Here is a 12,721-nt window from a genome sequence, read left to right as displayed (position 1 = left end):
ATACATTCATGAAGACGATGAATGTGTCATCCAAAATCCTGATTGCCATGCACGGACAAGCATTAACCGATAAGATTCTGGAACATCTCCACCGGCTTAGAGCTAAACCATCTACATTGATTGCTTTCGAGGAAGAAGACTTACCCTATGAGTTATTAGCCATTCATCTTTATGGATATTTAGATGGAATTGCAACAGTTGTTGACAGGCAGGTATTTCATAATTGGCAGCGCTGGCAACACATGCAAAATCAGATCAGCTACTCCGGCGCCGTGGCATATATTCCTGAGATACACGAACAAGGAAGCTTCCGAAAGCGAGCTTTGCACCCTATTATTGAATGATATTGAGGGTTACTTCAAAGCCAATCCAAATTGGCAGGAAGATGAAAACCTACCTCTGCGTTTCTGGCTGGATGAGGGAGGAGGAGAATTTGAGTAGACAAAGTGCTGGCTGAATTCTTAACAGACCATGATCCTCTATCACCTGCCGATTACCAACCACACCCTGCAGCTTCCTGAGCAGCGGCTGGGCGGCTTCGGCCGTCAAAAAAGTCTGGTACTGGATAAACTCGGAAGGCATAGCGCAACGGGAATAATTCCTTGCTAGATACCAACTTTTTGGCGGGCTGGTGGTACCTTTTCAGAAGCGGCGCCGGCCCCGTGCCACTTTTCTGGGCCGGCGTGCGTCTATCGGTTGTTCGTTGTCTTGATTCCTTGCGCTATGGCTGTACTCCGTCCATCCACTTTCGCTGCCGGTTTGCTGCTGGCAGGCGGCGCCTTCGCCCAAAGCCCGCTGCCGGGTGCCACGGTTGGCCTGGGTACGCCCCTGCTTGGCTTGCGCAACCCGCGCCAGAACGTGCAGCTGAGCGCCGGCATGATGACGGCCGGCCGGCTGGGCACGGCGGCCTGGGTGAGCCCCATTGCCAGCTACCGCCTCACGCCGCGCCTGAGCGTATTCGGCGGCCTCACCTACCTGCGCCTCACGCCCGGCGCGGCCTACTACCCCAGCGCCGCCGCCGATAACCAGCTGCGCCCCTGGACCGGCTACAACCAGTTTCTGCTGCAGGGCGGCGCGCAGTATCTGGTATCGCCGCGGCTGGCCCTCACGGGCACGGCCTGGAAGGAAATTCCGGGTACGCAGCCCCGCATCAACCCCTACGCCGGCTTCGGCAGCATGGGCTCGGGCATGAGTCTGCGGGCCGATTACCTGATTACCGAAAACCTGTCTATTTCGGGTGGGCTGCGCATGAGCAACGGCCAGGGCACCAACTTCCCGGGCTACGTGCCGGGGCTGTCGGGCGGGTTCTGGTAAGATTTTCTGGCCGCAGCTGCAACACAAGAGCCCCGGAAGGTTCCGGGGCTTTGTTGTTTCTTTGGCATCCTATCGGCTTCATTTCCCTCTATGGCCTCCGCCCCGCGCTACGTCAGCAACCCGCAGTTGCCCATCGTCAAACCAAACTACCCCGGCAACAAGATGATTGGCCGGCAATACTGCAACGGCGAGGAACTGTACGAGCCTTCATTTGGTACGGTGCTGAAGTGGCAGCTCAGCGAGAATCCACAGAAAAAGGAGAAGAAAGCCGACCTCTGGACGCCGGATGTGGTGGACTGCACCGAATTCCTGCGGGGCCAGGACGACGGCCTCGTGTGGCTGGGGCACGCCACGTTTCTGCTACGCATCGAGGCAACCACGCTGCTTTTCGATCCGCTGCTGTTCTCGTCGCTGGGGCTGCGCCGCCGCCACGCCCTGCCCTGCCGAATCGAAGATCTTACCGACATTGATTTCCTGCTGCTCAGCCACGGCCACCGTGATCACCTTGACGAGCAATCGGTGAAAGTCCTAGCCCGGCAAAACCGGACGATGCAAGTTTTGACCTCGCTCGGCATGACGCCGCTACTTCGGGGCATGGCTCCTGGCATTTCGGTGCAGGAAGCCGGCTGGTGGCAGCAGTTCGTCATCGACTGGGAAGCTATGGGGTTGGAAGATCCTCAACAGCCACCCTTTGAGCTGTTTTTTCTACCCGCCTCGCACTGGCACCGCCGCGGCCTCGCCGACCTGAACCAGGTGCTATGGGGCAGCTTCCTGCTGCGCCTGCCCAACGGCCGCACCATCTACTTCGCCGGCGACACGTCCATAGCCGGTCACTTCGAGGACATCGAGAAGCAGTTTGGGCCGCTGGACATTGTGCTGATGCCTATAGGGGCCTACAAGCCGGCCTACATGATGCAGATGAGTCACGTAAATCCGCACGAGGCGGCCAAGGCTGCCAACCTGCTGCGCGCCGGCCACGTGGTGCCCATGCACTACGGCACCTTCGACCTCAGCGACGAGCCGGCCTCCGAGCCGCTGCGCGAGCTGCAGCAGGTGGCCCAGGGCGGCATGCTTCGCGGTGAGCTGCACGTGCCAGCCGTGGGCGAGGTGCTGCGCTGGCAGGACTGGGAGTAAGCTCATCGGGAACGTCATGCAGAGGCACAGCCGAAGCATCTTGCCCAAGTGGTAAAATCAGTTACTTCACGGGCAAGATGCTTCGGCTGCGCCTCTGCATGACGTTCTTTGTTAGCTTTGCCCTATGTCTCCCACCCTCATCCTGAGCCTGATTGCGGGCTACTTCGTCGTTCTCATCATTATTTCGATTCTCACGTCGCGCAAGGCCACGAGTGAGTCGTTCTTTATTGCCAACCGCAACGCGCCCTGGTACATGGTGGCGTTTGCCATGATTGGCACCTCGCTGTCGGGCGTCACGTTCATTTCCATTCCGGGCATGGTGGCCACGCAGAGCTGGAGCTACATGGCTGTGGTGCTGGGCTACATTGTGGGCTATCTGGTGATTGGTACCGTGCTCATGCCCATGTACTACCGGCTGCGGCTGGTGAGCATCTACACCTATCTGGAGCAGCGGTTTGGGTTCTGGAGCTACAAGACCGGCGCGTTCTTCTTCCTGATTTCGCGGGCCGTGGGGGCGGCGTTCCGGCTGTTTCTGGTGGCGGGCGTGCTGCAGCTGGCCGTATTCGACGGGCTGGGCGTGCCGTTTGCCGTCACGGTCACGGTCAGCATCTTCCTGATTTACCTCTACACCTTCCGCGGCGGCCTCAAAACCATCCTCTGGACCGATACCTTCCAGACCATGGCCATGCTGGTGTGCGTGGCCGTGAGCATCTACCTGATGGCCGACGAGCTGAACCTGGGCTTTGCCGGGCTGGTGAAAACGGTGAAGGAAAGCAGCATGTCGCAGATTTACTTCTCCGACCCCAAAGACGACAAGTTCTTCTGGAAGCAGTTTGCCTCGGGCGCCTTCATCACCATCGTCATGACCGGCCTCGACCAGGATTTGATGCAGAAAAACCTGAGTTGCCGCAACCTCCAGGACGCCCAGAAAAACATGTTCTGGTTCACGATTGCCATTGTGGTGGTGAACGTGTTCTTCCTGTCGCTGGGCGTGCTGCTGTACCAGTACGCGGCCGCTAAGGGCATTGCGCTGCCTACCAACCCGGCCACCGGCAAAATCATCGGCGACAACGTGTTTCCGCTGCTGGCCACGGGCCACTTCACCTTGTTTGCGGGCATCGTATTCATCCTGGGCATCATTGCCGTCACCTACGCCTCTGCCGACTCAGCCCTGACGGCCCTCACCACCTCGTTCTGCGTGGACATGCTCGACATCAAGCAGTACGAAGAGAAAAAGCAGACCCGCGTGCGGCAGCTCACCCACTTTGGCTTCTCGCTGGTGCTCATCGTCATCATCCTGATTTTCCGCGCCATCAACGACCAGAGCGTCATCACGGCCGTGTTCAAGGCCGCCGGCTACACCTACGGACCGCTGCTGGGCCTCTACTCCTTCGGGCTGTTTACGGGCCGCGGCCTGCACGACCGACTGGTGCCGGCCGTGTGCGTGGCCGCACCGCTGCTCACGTGGTTCATCAACGCCAACTCCAAGGCGTGGTGGGGCTATGAGTTCGGGTTCGAGATTCTGATTCTGAACGGCCTGCTCACGTTCCTGGGGCTGCTGGCCATTTCGCGCCCCCGCGCTGCCGCCGAATTGAACCCTGCTTTATAAGGAGTGTTTACGGGGAAGTAGCCGTACCTTTGTGCCACGTACCGCGAAATTCTGTTTCGCGACGAGCAAAGCGAGTAGTTGCCGTTTGCGCGGGCTGCGCAGTATCGGACACTCGCTCTGCTCGTCGCGAAACGGATTTTCGCGGTGCCCTTCCTCCTATGAAACACCTCTTCCTCTTTCTGCTGACGGTAGTGGCCACTCACGCCGCGCAGGCCCAGCAACCGGCCGCGCCCAAAGCGCCCGTGGAGCTGAAGGCCGGCCGCATGCAGGCCCAGGCCCGCCCGGCCGCCAACCGCCCCGACGTGGCGCCCCAGTATCCGGGCGGCGCGCAGGCCATAGGCGCTTTTTTTCAGCAGAATATCCAGTATCCGGAGGCGGCGCGCGTCAAGGGTGTTACCGGCAACGTGGAAGTTACGGCTACCGTCGGGGCCGATGGACGCCTGACTAACCCGGTAGTAGCCAAATCCCTGGCCCCCGACTGCGACGCGGAGGCGCTGCGGGTGCTGGCCCTCATGCCCGCCTGGAAGCCAGCCACCCGCAAGGGCGAGCCAGTGCCCGTGCAGGTGCGCCTGCCGGTGCCGTTCGGCAACTCCCAGATTCTGAAGGTAGAGCAAGGCAAAACCAAGTTTGAATAAGGAAATAAGACATGAGAAATGAGAAGTAAGAAATGAGACTTGCCGGTTATCACCTTGGCGGTGCCTGCACCAGTCTTACTTCTCCCCTCTCCTGTCTCACTTCTACACCATAGAATGGCCCGAAGCGGAATGAATACCAGCGGCGCGACCCTTGACCCGGACGTGCCCAAGAAGAAATTGTCGAAGGAAAGCTTCCGGCAGGGGTTGCGGATTTTCCGCTTCACGCTGCCCTACCGCGCCAAGTTTGTTTTGGGCACGGTCCTGCTGACGCTGTCCAGCGCCAGCACCATGGCCTTTCCGTGGCTGATTGGCAAGCTGGCCGATGCCGCCAGCGGCAACCCGGTGGTGCTGCCCAACGGCATGTCCGTTTCCATCAACCAGATTGCCACGGCCTTTGCGGGGCTGATCTTATTGCAGGGCCTGTTTTCATTTGGGCGCATCTGGTTTTTCACGCAGGTGAGCGAGTTCACCGTCCGCGACATCCGGCAGGCTCTCTACCGCAAGTTCGTGACGCTGCCCATTCCGTATTTCGAGAAAAACCGGGTGGGCGCCATCACCTCGCGCATCACCTCCGACGTGGGCATCATTCAGGATTCGTTTTCGCTGACGCTGGCCGAGCTGTTCCGGCAGGTAACGACCCTGCTGGCGGGCATCGTGTTTATCATGGTGGTATCGGTGAAGCTGTCGTTGTTTATGCTGCTGACGTTTCCGCCGATTGTGGTGCTGGCCATGGTGTTCGGCAAGAAAATCCGGGGGCTGGCCAAAACCACCCAGGACGAGTTGGCCAAAACCAACGTCATCGTGGAGGAAACCCTGCAGGGCATCAACACGGTGAAGGCTTTCACCAACGAGCAGTTTGAAACCCAGCGCTACACCGCCTCCCTCTCCAACACGGTGCGGGCGGCCCTGAAAAGCAACCTCTACCGCGGCGGTTTCGTGTCGTTCGTCATCATTGGCCTGTTCGGCGGCATCGTGCTGGTGCTGTGGCGCGCCGCCACGCTGGTGCAGGCCGGCCAGATGACCATCGGCGACCTGACGCAGTTTGCCTTGTATACCATGTTCATCGGGGCCTCGGTGGCAGGCCTGGGCGAGCTGTATGGCAAGGTGCAAAGCACGCTGGGCGCCTCGGAGCGGATTCTGGAAATCCTGGACGAGCCCACCGAGCCCACCCACCAGCCGGGCGCGCAGCCGGTGCAGTTGCAGGGCAACATTGCCTACGAGCACGTGGCCTTCCAATACCCCACCCGCCCCGACCTGACGGTGCTGCAGGACATTACGTTCTCCATCCGGGCCGGCGAGAAGATTGCGCTGGTAGGCCCCTCGGGCGCCGGCAAAAGCACCATCGTGCAGCTGCTGATGCAGTTCTACGAGCTCAGCGGCGGCCAGATTACGGTAGATGGCCGCCCCATCCAGTCGTACGACCTCACGGAGCTGCGCCGCCACATCGGCATCGTGCCGCAGGAAACCATCCTGTTCGGCGGCTCGATCCGGGAAAACATTGCCTACGGCAAAACCAACGCCACCGACGAGGAAATCATGCAGGCGGCCCGCAAAGCCAACGCCTGGCAGTTCATCAGCTCCTTCCCCGAGGGGCTGGACACGCTGGTGGGCGAGCGGGGCATCAAGCTCTCGGGCGGGCAGCGTCAGCGCATTGCCATTGCCCGCGCCATCCTGAAAAACCCGGCCATATTGCTGCTCGACGAAGCCACCTCAGCCCTCGACTCGGAAAGCGAGAAGCTGGTGCAGCAGGCCATGGACGAGCTGATGCAGCACCGCACCAGCATCATCATCGCCCACCGCCTAAGCACCATCCGCAAAGTCGACAAGATTCTGGTCATCGACGGCGGCCGCATTGTGGAGCAGGGCACTCACGAGGAGCTGGCCCACAACGACAATGGCCTCTACGCCAACCTGCTCAAGCTGCAGTTTGAGATGAGCTAGGCACGAATTTCCACTGCCCGCCCGGGTGCCGGGCGGGCAGTTCATCAGAGAGGGCGAAGCGGTGCTTCGCCCTTTTTTTGGGTCGATTACGGACCGGCTGACTTTTTTGCAACTGGCGGGTGATTCATCACCCGCTTTCCGGGCGGCACTTTTATCTTCGTGCCTTTTCCGGGCTTATACTATCCGGGCCTTATTCTTTCTTTTTCAACCTATTCTGCATGCGGCTACCTCTACTCTGCTGTTACGTGCTATTCTGGCTGCTTCCGTTTCTGGCGGCGGCCCAAAACCATTCCGCCGTCGTGCGCCCCGACGGCACGCTGTGGGCCTGGGGCAGCAATGAATACGGCCAGCTTGGCGACGGCACTACCATCGACCGGACCACGCCCACGCGCATCGGCACGGCCACCAACTGGAAAAGCGTGGCCACCGGCCGGTTGCACACGCTGGCTATCCGGCAGGACGGCTCGCTCTGGGCCTGGGGCAACAACAGCAGCGGCCAGCTCGGCGACAACTCCACAACCAACCGGCTGGTGCCTACCCGCGTGGGTTCCGACGCCAACTGGCAGCAGGTCAGCACGGGCTTTATCCATTCGATGGGCATCCGGCAGGATGGCTCGCTCTGGGCCTGGGGCAGCAACAGCTACTATCAGTTCGGCGACGGCACCAACTACTCCCGCACCGCGCCCACCCGCGTTGGCTCCGACACCAACTGGCGGAGCGTGGCGGCCGGCAGCAGCCTCACACAGGCCCTGCGCCAAGACGGGACGCTCTGGGGCTGGGGCACCATCCCGACTGCCTTCCCCACTTACATAACGGTCCCCACCCGCTTCGGCACGGCCACCAACTGGCAGCAGCTGGGGGCCAGCTTCAGCACGGCCCTGGCTGTGCGCACCGATGGCTCGTTGTGGCAGCTCAACTACTCTGCCCAAGACCTGACGACGCAGCAGATCGGCACGTCGCTGGCCTGGCAGAGCATCAGCCCCGGCTATAGCTTTGTGCTGGGTGTGCAGCGGGATGGCACGCTCTGGGGCTGGGGTGCCAACGACAGCGGGCAGCTCGGCAACGGCACTCAAACCATGCAGCCGCAGCCGGTGCGCGTGAGTGCCGAAACCACTTGGCAGACAGTGACGGCTGGCGACCAGCACGCCGTGGCCGTGCGCCAGAATGGCACTGTGTGGGCTTGGGGCAACAACGCTCACGGACAGGTGGGCAGCTCGCAGCTGCGCCCCGCCTGCCAGATGACGCCCCGCCTGCTGGCCCAGCCCGGCGCGCCCACTTCCTGGAAAGTCAGCAGTGCGGGCAAGGGCTACACGCTGGCCATTGGCACCGACGGCACGCTCTGGGCCTGGGGCAGCAATGAATACGGCCAGCTCGGCGACGGTACTACCACCTTCCGGGTCCAGCCCGTCCGTGTCGGGACCGACAATAACTGGCTCAGCATCAGCGCCGGCGAAACCCACAGCGTCGGTATCCGGCAGGATGGCTCACTCTGGGCCTGGGGCCTCAACAGCAGCGGCCAGCTCGGCGACAACTCCACGACCAACCGGCTGGCGCCCACCTGCGTGGGGACCGGCACCAACTGGAAAAATGCCAGTGTTGGCATACGGCATACGCTGGCCGTGCGGACAGATGGCACACTCTGGGGCTGGGGCGGAAACACCCAGTACCAGTTGGGCCTGCCGTCTGGCAACCCCACTCAGGTAGTACCCACCCGCATCGGCACGGCCACCACCTGGCAGCAGGTTAGTGCCGGCGCCGTGCACGGCGCCGCCATCCGCACCGATGGTACCTTGTGGGCCTGGGGCACGAACTACGCCAACCAAGTAGGCGACCCGGCCAATGAGCTGTGGCAGGAGCCCATTCGGATTGGCACCGCCACCAACTGGCAGGCCGTGGCGGCGGGCAGCAACAGCACCACAGCTGTGCAGCAAAATGGCACCCTCTGGCGCTGGGGCGGTGCCCTGGCCGTGATGAGCACCGGCAGTGAGCGGCCCGTGCAGTTTGGCGAAGGCGGCCAGTGGAGCAGCCTGACCAACGGCGCGGGCAACGCGGCAGTGGTTCGCGCCGATGGCACGCTCTGGACCTGGGGCAACAATGCTAACGGAGAACTGGGTATCGGCAATGCCTACAACGGCCCGGGTGGTCCTGGCTTAGCCCAGAACACGCCCAAGCCCATTGGGCCCGCGGCCGGCTGGCTGAACGTGAGTGCCGGGTTCAACCACATGGCGGCTGTGCGCGCCGATGGCACACTCTGGACCTGGGGCAACAATGTCAGCTTCACCACCACCCACGATTACCCGAAGGCGTTGCTTTCTTCCTCGCCGCTACTGCTCGACTTTCAACTGGCACCGGACCCGGCCGTAGCCAGCCAGCTGCCGCTGGCGCTCTGGCCCAACCCGGCCACCACCCAAGTGCAGATAGCCACCAACGCTCCCCAGCCGGCCACGCTACGCCTGCTCAACCAATCGGGCCAGGTGGTGCATAGCCAAGCCGTTCAGGGGGGCCGGCAGCAGCTCACGCTGCCTACCGCCACCCTGGTCCGCGGCCTGTATCTGGTGCAGCTAGTGTGGTCTTCCGGTAGAGAGAGTGCGCGCCTGCTGCTGCTGTAAGGCCACTGGCGAGGCCACCCGCCGCGGCAATTATTTCTCACCGAAGCGCCACTTTTTTGCGGGCGCCGGGGTTAGCCGATAACTTCGGCTGGCTGCCCTGCAACGGTATAGCACCCAGGCGGCTGCCTTCTTTGGCCGTTTGCCAACGGGCAAACCGGGCGTACGTATGTCCGGCGGTGGGCCGCACTGGCAGCGTCGGCGGCCGCACATTCCTGGCGGTCTGGCCGTACCTTCGTCTGAATATTTCCTGCAGCTTATGACCACCAAGCGCCTCAAACAACGTCTGGCTTTGCTTTCGCTCGTGGTGAGTGTGGCGTTGGTGCTGGTCAAGTTCTACGCCTACTTCCTCACCCACTCGCAGGCCGTCCTGACCGACGCGCTGGAGTCTATCATCAACGTGGTAGCCAGCGGCTTTGCCCTGTACAGCGTGTACCTGGCCAGCTTGCCCAAAGACGAAAACCATCCCTACGGCCACGGTAAGATTGAGCACCTGTCGGTAGGGTTTGAGGGCGGCCTGATTCTGATGGCGGGCGGCTACATCTTCTACTCGGCCGTGCGGGCGCTGCTGGCGCCCCACGCGCTGGAGCAGCCGGGCTGGGGTATGGCGCTACTAGCGGCCACGGCCCTCGTGAACCTGCTGGTAGGCTTCGTGCTGGTGCGGGCAGGCCGCAAGCACCACTCGCTGGCGCTGGTCGGCGACGGGCAGCACCTGTACCTGGATGCCGTGAGCACGCTGGTGTCGTGCCTGGCGCTGGTGCTGGTGATTCTCACGGGCCGGGTGGTGTTTGATGCCGCGGCCTCGGTTATCCTGGGGCTGTTTATCGTGGTGAATGGCTACCGCATGGTGCGCCGCTCGGTGGGCGGGCTCATGGACGAGTCGGACGAGGCTACCGTGCTGCAGGTGATTACGGAGCTGCAGCAGCAACGCCGCCCCGCCTGGATTGACGTGCATAACCTGCGCGTGCAGCGCTACGGCTCCAACCTGCACATCGACTGCCACGTGACCATGCCCTACTACTTCAGCCTGGAAGAAACCCACACCGAGGTGCACCGCATCGAGGAGCTGGTGCGCGACCGGTTTGAGGTAGACGTGGAAATGTTCGTGCACGCCGACCCCTGTACCTTCTCGGCCTGCTCGCACTGCCAGATGGCCGACTGCCCGGTCCGGCAGCATCCGTTCAGCCAGGAAATCCCCTGGACGCTGGCCAACGTGGTGAAAAACGAGCGTCACCAGTTGACCGAACCGGTGTAGCCGCAGCAATCCGCGCCGTATGCCGCCTTCCATCACCGTTTCGACCACCCAGCTCAGCGCCCGGGAGTTTGCAGCCATCCACCAGGAGCAGCAGCGGCAGCGCTATCCGCCCGACACACGGCACCGGCAGATAGCGCCCCTCCCGACCCCGCATGGCTGGCACAGCGGCTGGTGGGATGCCGCGTGGCTGCTGCTGCTGGCAGCCGGCAGCGCATGGGGGCCGCCCGGCGTGCGGGGATACATTCGCCTGCTGCTCATCGGCTCCCTCTTCACGGCAGCCGGCCTGTGGTACCGCATGCGTGAGTACCGCCGGGCATTTCGGCAAAGTCCGACGGCGGGGCTGAATACGCGCTTCGAAATAATAGAATCGGGTGTAGTGGTGGAGTACCAGGGCCGGTTTACCACGTTTCTGTGGCCGGAGCTCTACCGGGTCCGGCACCTCGGTCCGTGGCTGCTGCTGTATCCTAACCCCGAGTATTGCTACTACCTTGACCTGCGCAACGTGAACCCGCCGGCCTCGGCGGCCGACGTTTTACAGCTGCTGGAGCAGCAACAGCTTCTTACCCGCTAGCTTGTGCCTACTACCTACCCGCTTTTGCTGCCCGGCGTCCGGATGACGGCCGATGAATTTGTGGCCGTGAACTTCCGGCTGTGGCGGCAGCGGCCCCGCACCCGTTTCAACCATTGGCTGCTGGGGCTGGCGGTGCTGCTGCTGGCCGCTAGCGTGGCACTGGATATCAGCCGCACCGGCTACGTCAGCAACCACAGTACCGTTGCGTTTCTGGCCGTGGCGATACTGTATGCGCTGGTGCGGATGCAGCTGGTGCGCTACCAGCTGCGGCGCGGCTACGCCCGCAACACCGGCCTGCACGCGCCCATCAGCTTCGAGCTGGATGCCGAACGGCTGCGCGGCCGCAGCGCCGATGGCCACTTCGAGGCGCGCTGGCAGGTGCTGCGCCGCGCCGTGTGGGTGCAACCCGACTGGCTCCTACTCTACCCCACCGAAGCCGCCTGCTACTACCTGGATCTGCGCCGCCTGCAGGCCCCAGCCACGCCCGCGCAGGTGCTGGCGCTACTGCAGCAGCACCGGATTCCGATGCAGGAGCTGTAGTTTCAGTAGCATGGCGGAATCAGCTGACCGGAGCATTTTTCCTTCTGACTACCTATCGAAACCCCACAAACCCTGCGTTGCAACGCGGGGTTTGCTACTTTTGGGCCGTTACCCCATTCCATCATTTTCCCCTTTCATGAAAGCTCTTCTCTCGATTTCGGCCGGCCTAGTAGTGCTGGCGGCCCCGATGGCCACTCAGGCACAGATTGCCACGCCGGCGGCCAGCCCCAAAAGCACCATCATGCAGCGCGTGGGCCTCACCGACATCACCCTCACCTACTCACGCCCCAGCGTGAAGGGCCGCATGGTATTCGGCGACTCCACCACTAAAGCCATTGTTCCCTACGCCAAGCGCTGGCGCACAGGCGCCAACGCCACCACTACCATCAAATTCTCCGACGATGTGACCGTGGAAGGCAAGAAGGTGCCGGCCGGCGAGTATGGCCTGTACACGGTGCCCGGCAAAGCCTCCTGGAAAATGGTGCTGAGCAAGAATACCAAGCAGGGCGCCGACGTCGACGGATTCAAAGCCGAAGACGATGTGGCTACCTTCCTGGTGAAGCCCTACAAAACGGCCGCCAAGGTGGAAACCTTCACCATGAACTTCACCGACCTCACCCCCGCCACCGCCAACGTGGACCTGCAGTGGGAAATGACTGGTGTTAAGTTCAAAGTGGCTGCCGACGTGGAGCCCAAGGTGATGGCCCAGATTACGGAAAAGGTAACCCAAAACGCCTCGCCCAGCACCAACGACCTGGCCGCTGCCGCCGTCTATTATTACGACAACGACAAGGACCTCAAGCAGGCCCTGACCTGGATGCAGAAAGCCAACGAGAAGGACCCAAAGTTTTGGAACGTCCACACCGAGGCTAAAATTCGCATGAAGATGAAGGATTACAAAGGCGCCCTGACCGCCGCCGAACAGTCGCGCAAGCTGGCCCAAACCGCCAAAAACATGGACTACGTGAAGATGAACGACGACATCATCGCCACAGCCAAGAAGAACGGCGCCAAATAAGCGCCTCACGTGGGCCTCACCCCCTAACCCCCTCTCCTGGGGGAGAGGGGGAACCAGCTGCTAGTTTTTAGCGCTAGACATTGCAAACAACAAGATTG

Annotated in this window: 11 protein-coding genes; all 11 read left to right on the top strand. The window is 62.0% G+C overall.

Features of this window, described 5'->3' with window-relative positions; all coding sequences use genetic code 11:
• Positions 1-8: 8 nt before the first annotated feature.
• Positions 9-344: a hypothetical protein gene (locus O9Z63_RS02480; RefSeq protein ID WP_270127705.1), complete on the top strand. Its 336-nt coding sequence runs from the start codon at positions 9-11 to the stop codon at positions 342-344.
• Positions 345-723: 379 nt separating this feature from the next.
• A complete protein-coding gene (locus tag O9Z63_RS02475; RefSeq protein ID WP_270127704.1) occupies positions 724-1,314 on the top strand; it encodes a hypothetical protein in 591 nt (196 codons plus the stop codon).
• A gap of 90 nt (positions 1,315-1,404) precedes the next feature.
• Positions 1,405-2,448 (top strand): MBL fold metallo-hydrolase, encoded by a 1,044-nt coding sequence (locus tag O9Z63_RS02470; protein WP_270127702.1) that lies wholly within the window; start codon positions 1,405-1,407, stop codon positions 2,446-2,448.
• Between the two features lie 124 nt (positions 2,449-2,572).
• Entirely contained in the window at positions 2,573-4,057 is a 1,485-nt protein-coding gene (locus O9Z63_RS02465; protein WP_270127700.1) for a sodium:solute symporter, read from the top strand.
• A 158-nt stretch (positions 4,058-4,215) separates the two neighbouring features.
• The gene (locus O9Z63_RS02460) at positions 4,216-4,692 is read left to right on the top strand and encodes an energy transducer TonB (RefSeq protein WP_270127699.1); all 477 of its coding nucleotides are present in this window, start codon (positions 4,216-4,218) and stop codon (positions 4,690-4,692) included.
• A 114-nt stretch (positions 4,693-4,806) separates the two neighbouring features.
• Complete coding sequence (locus O9Z63_RS02455; RefSeq protein WP_270127698.1) at positions 4,807-6,633, top strand: ABC transporter ATP-binding protein; 1,827 nt, start codon at positions 4,807-4,809, stop codon at positions 6,631-6,633.
• 218 nt (positions 6,634-6,851) lie between these two features.
• Positions 6,852-9,242, top strand: a complete 2,391-nt coding sequence (locus tag O9Z63_RS02450; protein ID WP_270127696.1) for an RCC1 domain-containing protein — start codon at positions 6,852-6,854, stop codon at positions 9,240-9,242.
• A gap of 256 nt (positions 9,243-9,498) precedes the next feature.
• On the top strand, positions 9,499-10,494 hold the full coding sequence (locus O9Z63_RS02445; RefSeq protein ID WP_270127695.1) for a cation diffusion facilitator family transporter: 996 nt from the start codon (positions 9,499-9,501) through the stop codon (positions 10,492-10,494).
• Positions 10,495-10,513: 19 nt separating this feature from the next.
• Positions 10,514-11,065 (top strand): hypothetical protein, encoded by a 552-nt coding sequence (locus O9Z63_RS02440; RefSeq protein ID WP_270127693.1) that lies wholly within the window; start codon positions 10,514-10,516, stop codon positions 11,063-11,065.
• A 3-nt stretch (positions 11,066-11,068) separates the two neighbouring features.
• Complete coding sequence (locus tag O9Z63_RS02435; protein ID WP_270127692.1) at positions 11,069-11,605, top strand: hypothetical protein; 537 nt, start codon at positions 11,069-11,071, stop codon at positions 11,603-11,605.
• 136 nt (positions 11,606-11,741) lie between these two features.
• Positions 11,742-12,623, top strand: coding sequence for a DUF2911 domain-containing protein (locus tag O9Z63_RS02430; protein ID WP_270127690.1), 882 nt, complete (start codon positions 11,742-11,744; stop codon positions 12,621-12,623).
• Positions 12,624-12,721: the final 98 nt, after the last annotated feature.

It is taken from the genome of Hymenobacter yonginensis (genome assembly GCF_027625995.1).
Classification (GTDB): Bacteria; Bacteroidota; Bacteroidia; order Cytophagales; family Hymenobacteraceae; genus Hymenobacter; species Hymenobacter yonginensis.
Note: the sequence above shows the minus strand (reverse complement) of the source record. Positions and strands in the feature narration are given on the sequence as shown.